Source organism: Singulisphaera photorubra (assembly GCF_045290345.1).
Classification (GTDB): Bacteria; Planctomycetota; Planctomycetia; order Isosphaerales; family Isosphaeraceae; genus Singulisphaera.
In genome coordinates this window covers 3754073-3771741 of record NZ_CP155447.1, presented here as the reverse complement: position 1 = coordinate 3771741, position 17669 = coordinate 3754073, and the positions used below count along the sequence as shown (strand labels likewise).

Here is a 17669-nt window from a genome sequence, read left to right as displayed (position 1 = left end):
ATTGGCGGTCCCACCGATCGAACCCGGGGTGACGGTCTCGTCCCCCTTCTTTTTTTTTATTTGCGGATTCTCCCGGGCCAATCTCTGGGAGTGGATTGAAACGGGAGTGGATTGAAAAATGGCCTTTATCGCGAACACGCCCGACGACGTGCGCGTCATGCTCGCCGCCATCGGACTCGACTCGCTCGACCAGCTCTTCGACATGATTCCGCCGGAATACCGGCTTCAGCGCCCGCTGGAGATCCCCCCGGCCCTCTGCGAGTTGGAACTGACGACCCACCTGGGAAGCCTGCTCGACCAGAACTTGGGAGCCGACCAGCGCGTCTGCTTCCTCGGCGGTGGAAGCTACGACCACTTCATTCCCGCCGTGGTCGACAACCTGTCCGCCCGTGGTGAGTTTTACACGGCCTACACCCCCTACCAGCCCGAGGCCAGCCAAGGGACGCTCCAGGCCACCTTCGAGTATCAGACCCTGGTCACCCAACTGACCGGCCTGGATGTCTCCAACGCAAGCCTTTACGACGGCGGCTCGGCAGTGACCGAGGCCGTTCTCATGGCCCTGACCGTCAGCCAACGCCATGGCCGCGTTGTCATCGCCGGATCGGTCCATCCCGAGTATCGCCAGATCCTCTCCACCTACCTGGCCAACCTCGAGCCCGAGCTGGTCACCGTACCCACCCCCGGCGGACGCCTCCAGGTCGACGACCTCGATCAGGCGATCAACGACCAGACCGCCGCGGTCGTGATCCAGTATCCCAACTTCTTCGGGCAACTGGAGGAGATCGAAGCGATCGTGGAACGGGTGCACGCCAAGGGAGCGCTCGCGATCGTCAGCGTCGACCCGATCAGTCTCGGGCTGCTCCGTCGGCCCGATACCTATGGCGCGGACATTGTGGTCGCCGAGGGACAGGGACTTGGCAACCCGATGGCCTATGGCGGCCCGTACCTGGGCATGATGGCCTGTCGCGAAGAGTATGTGCGGAAAATGCCGGGCCGAATCGTCGGCCAGACGACCGACCGCAACGGAAAACGCTGCTGGGTCCTGACCTTGCAGACCCGCGAACAGCATATCCGCCGTGAGAAGGCCACCTCGAACATCTGCACCAATCAAGGGTTGCTTGCGCTTCGAGCCAGCATCTATCTCGCGGCCGTCGGCCCCGCGGGCCTGCGCAAGGCGGCGGAGCTTTCCACGCGCAAGGCGCACTACGCCGCAGAGCAACTGGCTCAAGTTTCGGGGCTCTCGCTCGCGTTCGACGGGCCGTTCTTCAAGGAGTTCGTCATCCAGTCGGAGAAGGATCCGGTCCGCGTTCTCGAACACGTCGGCCGCCTCGGATACCACGGCGGGATCGCGCTGGGACGTTGGGAAGCCCCCTTGCGAGACAAGATCTTGATCGCCGTGACCGAAAAACGGACCAAGTCCGAAATCGACGGGCTGGTGCAAGCCTACGCCAAGGCGATGGAAGCCGTCTGAGCGAGGCGTCAGGTGGCGGTTTGCCAGCGGGTCACCGGTTGCTCAATCACTCGGAAACTGGATGATTTTGAAAATATCATGTACAAGCTTGATCCTCCTTCGCTGATGTTCGAGACGAGCCGTCCCGGCCGTGCCACGGCCTACTTGCCGACTTCGGACGTGCCCGATGCGCCACTCGACACCTTGATTCCCACGAGTCATCTGGCTGAGTCGGCCCCGCCGCTCCCCGAACTGGGCGAGCTCGATGTCGTTCGCCACTACACCAATCTGTCGACACTTAACATGTCGATTGATTCCAATTTCTATCCGCTCGGTTCGTGTACGATGAAGTACAACCCAAAGCGGAACGAACGGCTGGCGGCCCTGCCCGGCCTGTTCGCGCAGCATCCGTATCAGTCGGAAGACACGCTACAAGGCTTGCTCGCAATCCTCTTCGACCTGCAGCAGATCCTTGCGGAGATCGCGGGGCTCGACACGGTCAGCCTTCAGCCGGCGGCCGGCGCCCAGGGCGAGTTGGCGGCGTTGCTTGTGGCGGCGGCCTTCTTCCGCGACCGAGGCGAGGCCAGGTCGAAGGTCCTGATTCCGGACAGCGCGCACGGGACCAATCCCGCGTCGGCGAACCTGGCCGGCTTCGAGGCCGTGACAATCAAGAGCGACGGCTGCGGACTGGTCGACCTAGCCGACTTCCAGGCCAAGCTCGACGACCAGACCGCCGTGTTCATGATGACTAACCCCAATACCGTCGGCCTGTTCGACCCGCAAGTCGGTGAAATCGCCAAGTTGCTGCACGATCGAGGAGCCTTGCTCTACCTCGACGGCGCCAACATGAACGCGATCCTCGGGGCGGTCAGGCCGGGTGACATGGGGGCTGACCTCATGCATTACAACCCTCACAAAACCTTCTCCGGCCCACACGGCGGCGGTGGTCCAGGCGCGGGGCCGATCGCGGTCCGAAGCGACCTCGCCCCCTACCTGCCGGCCCCCTTGGTGGCTCGAAACGACGACGGTACATTCCGTCTCGACTATGATCGTCCCAAGTCGATCGGCCGGGTTCGGTCCTTCTTCGGCAATACCGGTGTTCTCTTCCGCGCGTACTGCTACATCAGAAGCCAAGGTCCGGAAGGTTTGAAGCGCGTCTCGGAGCATGCCGTCCTCAATGCGAACTACCTGATGTCGCTGGTTCGCGACCTCTACCCGGTGCCGTTCGGTGACCGTTGCATGCACGAGTTCGTCGCCTCCGCGCGCGGGATGGCACGCGATCGTGGGGTCCGGGCCATGGATATCGGCAAACGCTTGATCGATTCCAACATCCACGCGCCAACCGTCTACTTCCCCTTGATTGTCTCGGAAGCCTTGATGATCGAGCCGACAGAGACGGAAAGCCGCGAGACCCTGGAAAACTTCGCCAAGACCTTGCGCGACATCGCTGCCGAAGACCCCACGCTGCTGCACGACGCGCCGGTGAGCACTCCCATCTGCCGGCCTGACGAAGTGAAGGCGGCCAAGTCGCCGATCTTGCGCTGGGTCCCGGGGCGCGATACGGCATCATGAGGCTGCAATACAACGGCCTCGGCGCCAAAGGACAGGGGCTGCGTTCCGTGGCCCCTGCCCTCTTGACCCGACAACCGGTTGCCAGCCCGTTCCGAATCGTCGTGACTCTCTCAGACGGGAGTCTCCGCGTTGTCGATCGTGGTCGAGAATTTTCGTAAGGCCATTCCGGGATCAGTCGCCGTCGCAGGGATTACGATCCGAATCGCTCGGGCTTCCGCGCGCCTGGTTCGTCGAAACCTTTCTGGTCAGCCCATTTTTTTCTGGGGTTGCGACCGTGCTCGGCCGCGTCACCGCACTCGCCTTCGACCGCCGTCGCACACTCGGTCTCGCTTTAACCGGCATCATTCTGGTGAGCCCGCTGCTTCAGCAAGGCACGCGACTACACGGGCTCGGAGACAAGAATCTGTTCGAGCACCTGGAAGTCGCGGTGTCTGGGCGAACGCGGAGAGGGCCCGGCCCAACGTGCCGTTTTTCTCTGACTGGGGAAGGATTGATCCAAATCTCCGGCGGCAAACGACGACAGTCACCCGCTTTCTCACACGCAACTCATCGGCATTCCTCTTTTCCTGATACATTTCATGGTTGCCTTGTTCCCGATCAAAAGTCCCGCCGGAATGACAGGCAAGCTCCGCTTGGAGGAACCCGACGAGTCTCGACTTCCACCTCTCGCTAGTGCATACACCGATGCGACCGGCTCTCGACTTGCAGCCCAAGGGGCGGCAGATCCTGCTAAATTTGGCTATCCCAATGAGCAATGGTCTGTTCGGCGAATCGCCGCGGCTGTGGGGGCGGCGGTCTACGGACTCACTGGCGGAAGCTGGGCCATGCCTCTAGGATTGGCATAGATCACGGTGTCGTGCGGTGCTTGAGCCTGATTCTCGTGCTGGTGGTAGCCTCCCCCCCCTCTTCAAACGTGTCTCGCGACATCCTGGCCTGAGCAACGACCCATGCTGACTTGTCAAATTTTCCCCCATCAGAGTGCCGATGGACCGGAGAACATGGCCCTCGACGAGGCGTTGCTGAACGCCGCGGCCGAGTCGCCGGGCCTCGCGTTCTTCCGCACTTACGAATGGACGGAACCGACTTTGAGCCTCGGCTATTTCCAGAGCATCAGCCAGGCGGAGTCGGAACCGCGTTGGAGAGACGTTGCGATTGTCAGGCGACCGACGGGAGGCGGGGCGATCTGGCATCACCACGAGGTCACCTACGCGCTTGTGCTTCCTGTGAGCCATCCCAGTGCCCGGCGGGGCGGCACGCTCTACCAGGAAGTCCATGCCGCGATTGCCCGGACCTTTCTCTCACAGGGCATCCCGGTCATGAGGCGGGGCGAAGCCACGACGCTCGAAGAGCGAGTTCGCCCCTTTCTCTGCTTCCAGGACCGTGACGCCGAAGACCTCGTTCTTACCGGCTCGAAAGTCGTCGGCAGCGCTCAGCGCCGCCGTGGGGGGGCGGTGCTCCAGCACGGTTCGATCCTCCTCACCCAATCACCAACAACCCCCGAACTCCCCGGAGCCGGCGATCTCGCCGGCGCACCGACCGAGAAAAAAGCCTGGGCGGAACGGCTTCGCGAGTCCCTACCGATCGCCCTCGGCCTCCAGCCCGAGTGCGTCTCACTCAGTTCCGCCCTTCAACAACATGCCCGAGATCTCGAGACGCAGGTGTACCGCACCCCAGCCTGGAACCGTCGCCGCTAAGAAATCGGCATTCGTCCACTCCCACCCGAGAAACACTAATCCAATTCGTCCCAACCAACCGATGGAGAAATTGATGCGAGCACTTCTACTAACATCTTGGAACTCAGTCCGCACTCGCTAGAATTCTAGTTGACCAACCTCGTTGACCGTCCCGATTCGTGCGAAACATCGTTCAAGTAACGCGGAGTCGAGGTTTGAACTCCACATTCCTCGTGGTTTCGAACTCGGTCGTTGTTCGCCGTCCGTCGTTGTGGCTATGATGCAAAAATCATCAACTCGACCAGTACTACCGCCTCGAAATCTCGGTTACACTCAGTCTTTCTTATCATTTTATCGGTTTTTTCCGTCCATGCTTGGGAGTTAGACGGTCTCTCCCCGATGCGATTCGCTCCGGAACCAGTCGCCTTGAAATCCAAATGGTAGGGACGGTATCCATGAAAGTGCAGCTCATCGTGGTGCAGGGTAAACCTGAGGGGAAGGTGATTCCCCTGGCGGGCCCGATCTTTAAGATCGGCCGCGGCGAGACTTGCCATCTTCGTCCCAACAGCGAACAGGTTAGCCGTGAACACGCGGAATTCACGGTAACGGCTGACAAGGTGTTGCTGAGGGACCTAGGAAGCCGCAACGGGACATTGGTCAACGGAAAAGCGTTGACCGAGCCGTACGCCTTGAAGGATCGTGACCTCGTCCAAATCGGCCAGCTCACTTTTGCCATTTCGATCGAGGATGTCCCTTCCGCGGCGGTCGCCGCTCCGGTCGCCGTCGCCCCCGCCAAGGCACGCCCCAAAACGGCCTCCCCCGACGATGTCTCTCATGATGAGATCGAGTCGTGGTTGGTTGCCGACAACAACAATCCCCCCCCAGAACGTCCCTCCGGCGTCTACGGTGGAGAGACGATCACGATCACGGCCTTCAAGGACGGGTCCAGCCCCAAGCCAAGCCAACCTGCCCCCCCAAAGCCGGCTCCCCCCCCCGCGGCAGCCGCTCCCGCATCAGCTCCGGCTCCGGTCGCTCCCCCGGCTCCGGTCGCTCCCCCGGCTCGAGTGGCCCCCCCGGCGCCAGTTCCCGTGGCTGCCTCAGCTCCAGTGGCTCCACCGCCGGCCCCTGCCCCCGCAACGAATGATCCCGAAGATGAAGAATACGAGCGGCTCCCCGAGGGTCTAGGCGACGTCGATGAGTTCTCTGATAACGAGGAGACATCGGACGACGCCGCCGAAGCGTCCGAAGAGGACAATACCGACGAGTACGTCGATGAGTCGAATCCCTTTTATGTCAAAAAGGCGAAACAGCCCGAAACACCCGCCAAGCAGTCTTACAAGGACACAAGCGACGCGGCTTCGGAAATACTCAGGAAGTTGATGGACAAGCGACGTAGCTCGAAGTGACTCAGAGCTTCGCCCTTGAGTCGACGTATTTACCTGATCGGATCCGGCGCACCTTGTTTGGGTTAAGATGCGCTTTCCGCAGAGATCTTTCGGGGATCACCGCTTGATACCTGTTGATGATCCCCTCTCTCTCGCCGACGCCGAGCGCGGACTGACTGACCTCATCGAGCGATTGGAAGCTGTCGTGGTCGGGCAGCGTACACTGCTTGAGCGGTTGGTGATCGCCTTGCTCATCGGAGGGCACGTCCTGATCGAGGGCGTGCCCGGTCTGGCAAAAACCCGCGCCGTGCGAGCGCTGGCTCGAGCCCTTGATCTTCCGTTTCGCCGGATCCAGTTCACGCCCGATCTCCTTCCCGCCGACCTGACCGGGACCCAGATTTACCGGCCGGCCACGGGAACCTTCGACGTTCGACCGGGCCCCATCGTCACCAGCGTCTTGCTCGCCGACGAAATCAACCGTGCGCCCGCCAAGGTCCAGAGCGCACTGCTCGAAGCGATGCAAGAAGGCCAAGTCACCGTCGGCGATGAAACCGTCGTCCTCCCCGAAACGTTCTGGGTGCTTGCGACCCAGAACCCGATCGAACACGAGGGAACCTATCCGCTCCCTGAGGCGCAGCTCGACCGGTTCCTAATGAAGCTTACGGTGGGCTACCCTGATCGTGCGGCGGAGCTGGCAATGCTCGACCTGCCGAACGTCACGGAACGTCCTCACCCGGATTCACGCACGGACAGCCCGCTTCCACTGTTCGGTCCGCGGGATGTGCTTCGATTCCGAGCGCTGGCGACCTCAGTCAGAGTGGCCCCGGCGATCAAGGAATACGTGGTCGATCTGGTCCGAGCGACCCGTGAGCCGGCTCGCTACGGACTCGACCTCGAGCCTCTTCTCGAGCTCGGAGCCAGTCCTCGCGCGACGATCGCGTTGGTCCGCGCATCAATGGGTCACGCGCTGTTGTGCGGGCGAGACTACGTGACCCCGCATGACGTGAAAAGCCTGACTCGCGACGTGCTCCGCCACCGGATCATCGCAAGTTATGAGGCCGACGCCGAAGGACTGACACCCGACGACCTCCTCGGCCGGATCCTCGACCACCTCCCGGTTCCCTGAGAGGTTGCCGTTGCTCGTTGCGAACCGGTAACGTCCCGCAACGCAATTCGCGGCCCCGCGCGGGCGGCCTTCAGACGCCCGGGACCGGGCTCAAACGGTCATTTCGCCGGGGCGCCAACTCATTGCAAACCCGATGCGTTCCCAACGGTTTTCCCCCTGGCGAGGACCGCTCGACGCTCCGGGGCTGCAACGCCCCGAAGCCATGGCGGATCGATTATTTCGCCACGAGACCCGGAACGGCCTGCTCATCGGCGTAGCGGCCTTCGGGTAACCTTCTCAGATAGTTCCAGTACAGCAGACCCCAGACGAAGAGCAAGATACTGATGTTTTGCGAGATCGTCAGCCCCGCGAAAATGGCTCCTTCGTCATTCCGAAGGTACTCGATCAAGAACCGGCTGATCGGGTAGGTGACCATCAGAAGGGCCATGACCTCGCCATCTCGGCGACGCAACGGGTAGTAGGCCGAGAGGAGCAGTAAGAGGATCAGTCCATCGAGCGAGGAGTAGAGCTGTGTCGGGTGGACGGGAAGCGACCAGCGAGCCTTCGCGTCGAGCATGTGGCTGATCACCTGGGCGTCCCACGGTGGCGAGTGCATCGGGAACGCCACCCCGACCGGCAAGTCGCAATAATCTCCATAGCAGCAGCCGTTGAGAAAGCAGCCAAACCGCCCTAAAGCGATTCCGATGGCCAGGGAGGGAGCCACGACGTCGAGCAATGGGCGAAGCGGAAATGGCCGGAGTAATCGATAGAGGAAGAACGCCGCGGTTCCTCCCATGATGCTTCCGTAGAGGACGATCCCCCCCTCCCAGATCCGGAAAATGGCGCCGACCGTGCGAACCTTGTCACCCCAGTACTGGATCACGTAGAACAAGCGGGCGCCCACAAGCCCGCCGATGAAGACCCAGAGGGCCAGATCATAAAGCAACTCCGGGTCGAGCTTCTCGCGTCTGGCGCGCCAGGCCGCGAGTTGGGTCGAGCCGATGAAGGCGAGGAACAGCATGGTTCCATAGCCGAAGATCGGGACGCCGCCAAAAATGGGGATCGTGAAGAGGATTTGCCGCATGCGTCCTCCCGGAACGGGGCAAGGCGATCAGGCGTGACCTTTGTACTGGATCGGCGGGTAATCCACATGCTCGCGAATGCGGTTGCCGGCATCGAGCGTTACGACCTTGGGTTGATGTCCATCGAGCTCGCCCGGCTCAAGATCGACAAAGGCCATGATGATGATCTGATCGCCGACGGCGCCCAGACGAGCCATCGCGCCATTGAGTTCGATCTGCCCCTGGCCAGGTATTCCCGGCAGAACATAGGTCTCGGCTCTCAGTCCGGTGGCGATATTACTGACCAAAATCGCCTCATACGGAAGGAGCCCGACCGCGTTCAGCAAGTCGGGATCGATCGTGAGGCTACCATGGTAGTGGAGATCGTTCCGAGTGACCGTGGCGAGATGAAGTTTGCACTTGAGGACTTTGATCCGCATCCTACGTCATTCCGGCAAGAAGGCATTGTCAATCAGTCGAGTCGCACCGAACCTGACCGCCAGCAGGGCGACCGCGTTTCGGCCCGCTCCCAACACAGTCAACCGACCGAGCGTCTCGGCGTCGACCACCTCGGCGTAGTCAAGCTGCGCCATCGGTTCTGAGTTTATCGTATCATGAAGAATCTGTCGAACCCGCTCGGCGTCACGAACGCCCCCGGCCACGGCCGATCGTGCCTGCTCGAGCGCCCGCCAGAGGACCACCGCTCCGCGGCGCTGATCGGGATCGAGATAGCGGTTGCGACTGCTGAGGGCCAAGCCGTCCGGCTCGCGAACCGTCTCCACGATCTGGATGGTGAGCCGAAGATTGAGATCCTCGGCCATCCGTCGGATGACGCACTGCTGCTGAAAATCCTTCTGCCCGAAACAGGCGAGATCCGGACTCACGATCGAAAAGAGCTTCAGGACCACCGTGGCCACGCCGCGGAAGTGACCGGGGCGAATCGCCCCTTCGAAGATCCCCGAGAAGGGAATCACCTCGACGCAGGTCGATTCCGGGCCATGAGGATACATCGCCTCGGCGGTCGGTGCGAAGATCAGGTCAGCCCCGCCCGCCGCCGCGCGGTCACGATCCAGTTCGGGCGTCCGGGGATAGCGTGAAAAATCTTCGGCCGGTCCAAACTGCGTGGGGTTGACGAAAACGGAAACCACGACGAAATCCGATTCGGCCCGACACCGTTCGATCAGATGGACATGGCCTTCGTGCAACGCCCCCATCGTCGGGACCAAGCCGATCCGCAATCCCCGCGCCCGGGCTTCATCGACTGCTTGACGCACCTCTGCAAGACTCTTGACCCAGGGAATCACGTCGCGCCTAACCTTTGTTTTCGGGCCGCCGATGAGGACATTGAGGATTATTCAGGCAGGAGTCCGAAATCAGGAGGTCGTTGAGGATCTCACCGCCGATCAAAGTCTTCGTGACGATTCGCGAAACGTCCTCGACCGTGACACGACCGTACCAGATTCCTTGGGGATAAATGACCACCGTGGGACCATGCTCGCACTGTTCCAGACAGCCGGCTTGATTGGCTCGTGCCAAGGGGCCGAAGCCCCCTTTCTTGAGTTCTTTCTTGAACTCGTCGCGCAGGGCCTGCGTCCCCTCAGGATCGCAGCACCCGCGTTTGTGTCCAGACGCGCGGACGTTGCCGCAGACGAAGATGTGGTGAGTGAACGCGGGCATGTCCGGTCCCGGCTCCCGATCGAGTGTTTTAGCCCGGCCACCCGGCCCGACCCTCTCCCCTCACTGTATCCTGGAGTGGAGCGTAGGGATCGGTCAAGACCTCCTCGATGTGGCGAGTGGCGGTTCGTTGCGAGATCGATTTGAAAAAAAAGCGATGAAAGGCGTGGACCACCTGGCAAGCCATCGGGCTATACTCAAGGAACTGAGCACCATCGAGTTTTGTCGCAAGGAACTCTGCTCCGTGGACTCCTCTTCCAAGGTCCCCGCCGTGACGGGCGCGTCCAATGCTCAAGGTACCGTCGCCACCACGGCCGGCGTCGATCCGCCATCTTCGCCCGAGCCGTGTTCGGGGGAGATCGCCAAGCTCACTCGGGGTCTGGGAACTTTGCTCACTCGCACATCACAGCCGTTCGCAGCCGTTGATTTTGGGGGCCGACTCGTTTCCGTGAACCGCGCGTTCGTGGAGTTAACGGGATTTAGCGCGGCAGAACTCCAGGCGATGACGCTGGCGGACCTGACTCCCGACCGCTGGCATTCGTCGATGGCCGAGACGCTGACCAGTGTCAGGACGACTGGCAAGTCGACGCGTTATGAAAGGAATATCGCCGCAAGGATGGCCGGCTCATCCCGATTGAGGCGTTGGTCGACCTGAACTACGACGAGAACGAAGTCGCGTGCGGCTTCTACGCGTTCGTCACTGACATCAGCGAACGGAAGCAGGTCGAGGTTGCGCTTCGCGAATCCGAGGAGCGGTTCCGCCGGCTCTACGACGAGGCCCCGGTGGGCTACCACGAGGTGGACGTCGAAGGCCGGATCATCAGCATCAACCGAACCGAGTGCGAGATGCTCGGGGTCGTGCGCGAGGAGGTCGTGGAGAAGTCGGTCTTTGACTTCGTCGCGCCCGAGACCCGCGAGCAGGCCCGCCAGGCTTTCCCTGAAAAGGTTCACGGCAACCACCCTCTCAAGCCCATCGAACGGACCTTGGAGACCCACGACGGACGCCGCCTGACGGTCTCGATTGAGGAACGATTCAAACGCGATGAGTTGGGCCGGGTGACGGGAATCCGCAGCACGGTCCAGGACATCACCGAGCGGAAACGGACTGAGGCCTTGTTGGTGGCCTCGGAGCGACGCGCTCGCGCTCTCTTCGAGGGGATCGAGGACGCGATCTGGGTCCATGCGCTGGACGGGCGACTCCTCGACGTCAATCCGGCCGCCAGCCGCATGTTGGGGTACTCGCGGGACGAACTCCTTCACATGACGACGCGTGACGTCGATTCGCCCGAATTCGCCGCCGGCTTCCAGGATCGGCTCGAGATTCAGATGCAGCACGGGCATCTCTCCTGCGAAGGTCGGCATTGCACCAAGGATGGTCGGATCATCCCGGTCGATATCAATACCTCGACGATCCTGTTCGACGACCAGCGCGCCGTTCTGGCCGTGATCCGCGATATCACCGAACGCAAGGCGCTCGAAGAAACACGCCGTGAATTCGCGGAATCGCAGATGCGTAACGCACGCGAGATGCAGGAGAAAAACCTCGCGTTGACCGCTTCGGAGGCGCGTTATCGCCAGCTCACCGAGGGCTGCCTCGATGCGGTTGTGGTCGCCGACCGGCAAGGCCGAGTCACCCTGTTCAACCCCGCCGCCGAGAAGATCTTCGGCCGGTCGATGGACGAGGTCCTTGGTCGGCCAATCACGCTCTTGATGCCCGAATCGTTCAAAGACCTCGATGAGCGCGGTTTCGAGGCAGCGCTCGAATCCCGACAGCCGAGCATCGTGGGACGGACCGTCGAGCTCAAGGGTCGGCGCAAGAACCAGGAGGACTTTCCTCTCGAATTGTCGCTCAATGCGATCGAATTGGCGGGAGAATTGCAGTTTATCGGTTCCATTCGCGACCAGACCGAACGTCAGCGTATGAGAGCCATGCTGGCCCAATCCGAAAAGTTGGCGTCGATCGGATTACTGAGCGCAGGAGTGGCTCATGAGATCAACAATCCGCTCGCGTACGTGGCCAACAATTTGGCGGTGCTCGAACGCGACATGAAGAGCGTTCTGGAGATGATCGCGATCTACGAGCGCGCCCTCGACCCGATGACCTTGACCTCCCCCGAGGTGGTCCAGGAGGTCAAGGAGGTCGCCGATGAGCTCGACTGGCCCTACGTCCGTGAAAACCTGGGACGGATGTTGGGCCGGACGCGCGAAGGGGTGCAACGGGTCGCCAACATCGTTCAGAATCTGCGAGGACTGGCGCGGACCTCGCCTCCCAAATTGGAGTCGGCGGCCATCCCCGACATGCTGGAGTCGGCGCTCGAGATGATCCGGGGACGGCTTCGCCGCCATAACATCGAGATCGCCGTCGAGCATGGCGCGGTTCCGCGAATCTCCTGCGTCCCGTCACAGATCAGCCAGGTGATCCTGAACTTGCTGATCAATGCGACTCAAGCGGTCGAAGCCACTGGCCGAACCGAAGGGGGACGCATCCGCGTCTCCGCCGCTCGAGAGGGAGAGATGGTCTGTCTTTCGATATCCGACAACGGGGGGGGAATTCCCGCGGAGAGTCTCCCTCAGTTGTTCGATCCGTTCTTCACCACGAAATCGGTGGGTGAGGGGACCGGCCTCGGCCTCTCCATCAGCCACGGCATCGTGACCGGACACGGCGGCCGGATCGAGGTGGAAAGTCCTCCCGGCGAGGACACCTGTTTCCGGATCTACCTTCCCTTGAATCCAGCCTAGCCGGCTTGGCCAACCCCTTAATCCTATTTTTTTCGTTGTTCTGAGTCGTGGGGCAAGGCTCGCGGAGTTCATTGTCATGAAACCGATCGCCAAACATTGCTTGCTGATCGTCGACGACGAGCCGAACGTGTGTGACTCCGTCCACGACCTGCTGCGCCGCGAGTTTCGCGTTCTGAAAGCGAACAGCGCCCAGGAAGGCTACCGGATCATGCAGGAGGAAGAGGTCCACATCGTGATGTCGGACCAACGAATGTCTCAGATCACCGGAGTCGAGCTGCTCGCCAAGGTCAAATCGAAGTATCCCCAGGCCGTCCGGATGCTCTTCACCGGCTTCGCCGACCTCGAGTCGATCATCGCCGCGATCAACCAAGGTCATATTTTCGGGTTCCTCAAAAAGCCGTGGCAACCCGAGGAACTCGAAGGGGCCGTCCGCCTGGCCGCCGAGGAATACGACCGCTTGACCGAGGCCGCTCGCGAGCGCGAGGAACTCCTGGATGTGATCGGGAGCCTCCAAAGCCGCGTTTCCACCCTGGAGTCCCAGGTCCAACGGCTGGGCGGACACTCCGCAACCAATTGAGACCAGGCACCGACCACCGTCAACACGTGGAGCTTAGTTCCGAGTCGGAGAGACGTGGATGGATCAGAGGCGACACACCCTACTTGTGGTGGATGACGAAATTGATGTGTTGGAAAGTCTGCGCCATCTGTTCCATCGTTCGTATCGCGTTCTGACCGCGGGCAGCGGGGCTCAGGCGATCTCGATCCTCGAACACAATGAAGTCCACCTGATACTCTCCGATCAACGCATGCCCGGCATGTCGGGCGACGTTCTCTTGAGCCACGCTCGGCGGATCCAGCCCGACGCGATCCGCATGCTCTTCACGGGCTACGCCGACATCCAGGCGGTGATCAACGCGGTCAACGAAGGCAATATTTTCCGCTACATCCTCAAGCCCTGGGATGCGACCGAGCTCGAAGGAATTCTCCGCCAGGCCATCGATCATTACGAACTCCTCGCCGAGCGCAAACGGCTGATTGCCGAGCTCCAGACCGCCAACCAGCAACTGACCCGAGCCAACGAGGAACTCGCCGAGGCGGGACAACTGAAGAGCGCATTCATCGAAGTCGCCAGCCACGAATTCAACACCCCAATCACCCTGGTCCTGGGCCTCAGTGAATTACTCCGGCTCACCAATCCGGACCGGAGTGAGCAAGAACGCACGCTCATCGAGCGAATCTCCACCAGTGCTCGACAACTGGCCAAGCTGGTCACGAATACACTGACCATGATGCGTGCGGACGACTTCCGCCGGACCCTCCAACGCGAACCGGCCGAGTTGTCGACCCTCCTGCGCGACGGAGTCGAGCAGGTTGCGCCATTCCTCCAAGCGCGAAATCTCGTACTGAATGTGAGTCTGGCCGACGATCTCGGTACGTTCGAAGTTGATCGAGACAAACTAAGCGCATCGATCGTCAATTTACTGACAAACGCGATCAAGTTTACTCCTGACGGCGGAAAAATCTCCCTGACCGCCCGGCTTATCTCGCCAGATCAGGCTGAAATTATCGTTGCCGACCAGGGAATCGGCCTTCAACCTCGCGCACTTGCCTACTTATTTCAGCCCTTCTTCACTCAGTTCGACTCCAGCCGTCACTCTTCGGGCGACTTTGGATTCAACAAGCGTGGGCTTGGGCTGGGCTTGAGCATCGTCAAACAATTCGTTGAACTACATGGGGGAAGCGTCTCCGCCGAGAGCGTCGTCGACGAGGGAACACGAGTCATCATTCGATTACCGAGGCGTCAGCCGGACGAATCCGAATCGAGTGACAGGGTTGCCACGGCCGGCGATTGAACTGACCTGCTCAAGGGGAAGAGGCTGACGAGTGGCGTGTGCCGCGGGCCGGACACCAAGTTCGCAAGAGTCTTTTTCGATGCCAACCGCCTTGATTGTCGAGGACGAGCCCGAGGCCAATCATCTCCTTGCCATGCTCGTCCAGCTTCGCGGCTACCGGACCGACTCGGCCTACACCGGGGGCGAGGCGCTGGAGAAAGTCCGTAACCAGCCCCCCGATATTGTCTTTCTCGACCTGATGCTCCCGGATATCAACGGCTATGAGGTCTGCAAGTCGATCAAGGCTCGACGCACGACCAGCCTGATTCCCGTGGTCATGGTCACCGCCCGGATTGCCTCGGAGAACCGGCTCCAAAGTTTTCGCGTCGGCGCCAACGACTACATCCCCAAGCCCTATACTCCCGATCAGATCTTCCAGGCCATGGCCGATGCCGACGCCTGGCGACGTGACCTCGAAAACCACGAGTCCGAGGGAGAGATCCCGATCGAGACCCACGGCGACGGGCAAACCTTGCGTCAGCTCGCCCTGATGCGGAGCCTGCTCGTGGCCCGCTCTTCGCTGGATGCGGACTCGATCGCGCGGATCGGCGCAGCCTTCGCCGAAATCGCGGCCGACGCAGACGCCTGGGGCCTGGCTCATCAGATCAAGATCGTGGGGACGCTCGCCTACCAGGTCGAATCCGACAAACTGACCGTCACCCTTCGCGATGCCTCCGGCTGGCTCAAGCAGAATCCGGCCCCCGCCGAGAAGCGCTGGCCAAAGGCCGTGGCGGCCGCCAAATTCGATGAAATCGCCCCTCACCCATCCGGCGAAGCCCTCACGTTTATCAAGCAGTTCGAAACGGCCGAGAGTTCAGCGACGGACTGAGCTCGGCTTTCCAGGGGAGGTCTGATTTGACGCGATCAGCGGCTCCACTCGCCATCGCCGACCGCGCCTTGCTCATGGCACAGCGCGGGTGGTCGGAGGAGGTCGACGCCCGGTTCTGGAACCGTTTCGAACCCGGTTGGCGGCAGGCCCTCCAAACCGGCTGGAACGAGGTGATGGAGCTCAGCCCCGAGGAAGCGCGAGACCAGATTCGCCGCGAGCATCAGGCGCAACGCCACCCTGACTGGAGTCGAATTCATCCGAGTTGGTGGCTCCGTGCCTTGAAAAACGAGTCCCTCGCCGTTCAGCTCGCGGTGACCGCACACGCTCCCGAGTCCATCCGGCAGCCGCTCCAAACCGGCCTCGGTCTCTCGGAAGAAGACTTGCAAAGTCGCGGCACGCCCCAGCCCGAGGCCCTGAACGCGGCCCTGGCTCTCTGGGCCGAGCGCCTCGTGAGAGACTGGCCCGACCGCAACGATCCTCCTGTGATCGTCGCGCTGACCCAACTTGACCTGCCCGAGATCAGTCGGCTGACCGCGGCAGTCGGGCTAGCCAAGTGGGCCCTCTCCGGCTCCAACGGCTTCGCGTCCATTTCCCAATCTCACGCCCAAACGCTTCGTGTCGCGGTGCAAACCGCCTTCGAAGCGATCGATCCCAATCTCAAGACGCAGGCCCAGCTCGACCTGGCCCAATTTGGTCAGGTAGGACAGGACAAGCTCGGGTCGATCGGACTGATCACCTTCGCGAGGCTGCTCGAGACCTGCGAGCCATATCGCGTCCGTTGGGCCTTGCAGCATCTCCCTTACTCTGTCGCCAAGCTTTTGCGCACTCAGATGACCCGGGCGAAGTCGAGCGCTCCCGCCATGGTCGGTTGGGAGTCGGACCTCCTGCAATTCGTCTGGGATCACCTCCGCGACGAAGGTCGTATCAAGGATCCGAGAGGAGCGATGCCTTGATGGCCTCAGCCTCGGAAGACGCCAAAGCAAGAGTCGGCCGGCAGACAGTGGACGCCGGGCCGCTCGGATCGCTCCCCCAGCTCTCGCACCGCCAGGTTCAACTGGAAGATCGACTTGCTCGGATCGCGCCCGAGGGACGTTTACCCACGACCGCGCTCGGCCTCGAAGCGCTTTTCGGACCGGTCGACTCGAGCAGCCGTGCCGAGGTGCTCTGGCGGCCGTCGGGACTTGGCCGGCCGGGACTCGTGGCCCAGTTCTCCTGGCCCCGGCTCTCGACTCGGCTGGCATTGGGCATTGAGACCCAGATCGCCCACGCCCTGGCGGATCGTCTCCTTGGTGACAACCGGCCATCCACCGAAGGGCGGTTGCAACTCACGCCGGTTGAGTGGGGCCTGCTGACGTTCCTGATTGCGCGAGGGCTCTCGAAAGCCGCGGACCGATCGGGGCCACTCGGCCCCTGGGACTTGCTGATCGACCGTACGGGTCCCGACCCTTTCGACATTCGCCAGCTCGGGCCGATCGTCACCCTGCGTTGGGGAATCCGCGTGGGAGACGTCGACGGATCGGTGCGGCTCTGGCTGCCCGAGTCGCTCGTCGCGCTCTGGCTGACGACCGATCCCCCTCCTGGCCCCGAGCCGGCGCCGGCGAAGACTCAGCGGTTTCGCGAGCTCTCCAGCCTCTGGCGAGCCGAGGCGGGCATCATCGAACTGTCTCGAGGCCTCGGAACCCTTCGGGTGGGCGGCGTGCTCCCCCTGGGCGGTTCCCGCCTTCGAGGGACACCACAAAGCCCGACGGGGCCGGTCGAGCTCACCACGCGGCTCAGTAGCCCCCACACTCGCGTCTGGTTTTCCACCGAACCGGTCGCCAACTCCGGCGGCCTCCTCCTGAGCCTCAAGAGCGGGGTCCAGAGAGAACCAATCCTTCGGGAGGGCCTTGCCTTGAGTCAACCTTCAGCCGACTCGAACCCCGGCTCCGTCCAGGGCGCGGGAGCCGTGTCCCCGACCGACATTCCCGTCACCCTGACGGTCGAACTCGGCCGGGTCAACCTCCCCTTGAGCCGTCTCGCCGACCTGAAACCAGGCGATGTGGTCGAACTTGGCCGGCACTCTCGCGAGCCCGTCGAGCTGACCTCCGGCGGTCGACTCGTCGCTCGGGGCGAGCTCGTCTTGATCGACACCGAGTTGGGCGTCCGGGTCACCAACATCTTCCTCTAACACCGGCACCATTCGTTTTCTTTTTTCCCCTGGGACCAGGATTGCCCCACCGGCCGTTGGCTTTTCTTGATCGGGAAGCGAACGGCGGAAGGGGCGCTTGCGGTCGCAAGGGGGGAAACGGG

Annotated in this window: 16 protein-coding genes; 12 read left to right on the top strand and 4 right to left on the bottom strand. The window is 61.9% G+C overall.

Annotation, left to right across the window (positions count from 1 at the left end; translation table 11 throughout):
• The first annotated feature begins 118 nt into the window (after positions 1-118).
• From gcvPA to V5E97_RS14475, 5 genes are all read left to right on the top strand, one after another.
• Positions 119-1471: an aminomethyl-transferring glycine dehydrogenase subunit GcvPA gene (gene gcvPA, locus V5E97_RS14495; RefSeq protein ID WP_406700028.1), complete on the top strand. Its 1353-nt coding sequence runs from the start codon at positions 119-121 to the stop codon at positions 1469-1471.
• A 78-nt stretch (positions 1472-1549) separates the two neighbouring features.
• Positions 1550-3022: an aminomethyl-transferring glycine dehydrogenase subunit GcvPB gene (gcvPB, locus tag V5E97_RS14490; RefSeq protein WP_406700027.1), complete on the top strand. Its 1473-nt coding sequence runs from the start codon at positions 1550-1552 to the stop codon at positions 3020-3022.
• A gap of 998 nt (positions 3023-4020) precedes the next feature.
• Entirely contained in the window at positions 4021-4716 is a 696-nt protein-coding gene (locus V5E97_RS14485; RefSeq protein WP_406700026.1) for a lipoate--protein ligase family protein, read from the top strand.
• A 434-nt stretch (positions 4717-5150) separates the two neighbouring features.
• A complete protein-coding gene (locus V5E97_RS14480; protein WP_406700025.1) occupies positions 5151-6101 on the top strand; it encodes an FHA domain-containing protein in 951 nt (316 codons plus the stop codon).
• 106 nt (positions 6102-6207) lie between these two features.
• Positions 6208-7206 carry an AAA family ATPase gene (locus V5E97_RS14475; protein WP_406701158.1) on the top strand — a complete coding sequence of 333 codons (999 nt, stop codon included), beginning with the start codon at positions 6208-6210 and terminating at the stop codon, positions 7204-7206.
• Positions 7207-7420: 214 nt separating this feature from the next.
• On the opposite strand, the gene lgt is transcribed toward V5E97_RS14475, so the two are convergent.
• Genes lgt through V5E97_RS14455 form a run of 4 tightly spaced genes read right to left on the bottom strand, consistent with a single transcriptional unit; the run spans position 7421 to position 9923 of the window.
• Positions 7421-8269: a prolipoprotein diacylglyceryl transferase gene (lgt, locus tag V5E97_RS14470; RefSeq protein ID WP_406700024.1), complete on the bottom strand. Its 849-nt coding sequence runs from the start codon at positions 8267-8269 to the stop codon at positions 7421-7423.
• Positions 8270-8296: 27 nt separating this feature from the next.
• Positions 8297-8686 (bottom strand): aspartate 1-decarboxylase, encoded by a 390-nt coding sequence (panD, locus tag V5E97_RS14465; RefSeq protein ID WP_406700023.1) that lies wholly within the window; start codon positions 8684-8686, stop codon positions 8297-8299.
• 6 nt (positions 8687-8692) lie between these two features.
• Positions 8693-9520 (bottom strand): pantoate--beta-alanine ligase, encoded by an 828-nt coding sequence (panC, locus tag V5E97_RS14460; protein ID WP_406700022.1) that lies wholly within the window; start codon positions 9518-9520, stop codon positions 8693-8695.
• A gap of 37 nt (positions 9521-9557) precedes the next feature.
• Entirely contained in the window at positions 9558-9923 is a 366-nt protein-coding gene (locus V5E97_RS14455; protein WP_406700021.1) for a (2Fe-2S) ferredoxin domain-containing protein, read from the bottom strand.
• 241 nt (positions 9924-10164) lie between these two features.
• Here V5E97_RS14455 and V5E97_RS14450 point away from each other — a divergent pair, with 241 nt between their 5' ends.
• From V5E97_RS14450 to V5E97_RS14420, 7 genes are all read left to right on the top strand, one after another.
• A complete protein-coding gene (locus V5E97_RS14450) occupies positions 10165-10575 on the top strand; it encodes a PAS domain S-box protein (RefSeq protein WP_406700020.1) in 411 nt (136 codons plus the stop codon).
• Complete coding sequence (locus V5E97_RS14445; RefSeq protein WP_406700019.1) at positions 10563-12659, top strand: PAS domain-containing sensor histidine kinase; 2097 nt, start codon at positions 10563-10565, stop codon at positions 12657-12659. Before V5E97_RS14450 ends, V5E97_RS14445 begins: the two co-directional genes overlap by 13 nt.
• 76 nt (positions 12660-12735) lie before the next feature.
• Positions 12736-13236: a response regulator gene (locus V5E97_RS14440; RefSeq protein WP_406700018.1), complete on the top strand. Its 501-nt coding sequence runs from the start codon at positions 12736-12738 to the stop codon at positions 13234-13236.
• A 58-nt stretch (positions 13237-13294) separates the two neighbouring features.
• The gene (locus V5E97_RS14435) at positions 13295-14512 is read left to right on the top strand and encodes an ATP-binding protein (RefSeq protein WP_406700017.1); all 1218 of its coding nucleotides are present in this window, start codon (positions 13295-13297) and stop codon (positions 14510-14512) included.
• Between the two features lie 79 nt (positions 14513-14591).
• On the top strand, positions 14592-15380 hold the full coding sequence (locus V5E97_RS14430; RefSeq protein WP_406700016.1) for a response regulator transcription factor: 789 nt from the start codon (positions 14592-14594) through the stop codon (positions 15378-15380).
• A gap of 26 nt (positions 15381-15406) precedes the next feature.
• Complete coding sequence (locus V5E97_RS14425) at positions 15407-16333, top strand: hypothetical protein (protein WP_406700015.1); 927 nt, start codon at positions 15407-15409, stop codon at positions 16331-16333.
• On the top strand, positions 16333-17547 hold the full coding sequence (locus V5E97_RS14420; protein ID WP_406700014.1) for a FliM/FliN family flagellar motor switch protein: 1215 nt from the start codon (positions 16333-16335) through the stop codon (positions 17545-17547). Before V5E97_RS14425 ends, V5E97_RS14420 begins: the two co-directional genes overlap by 1 nt.
• Positions 17548-17669: the final 122 nt, after the last annotated feature.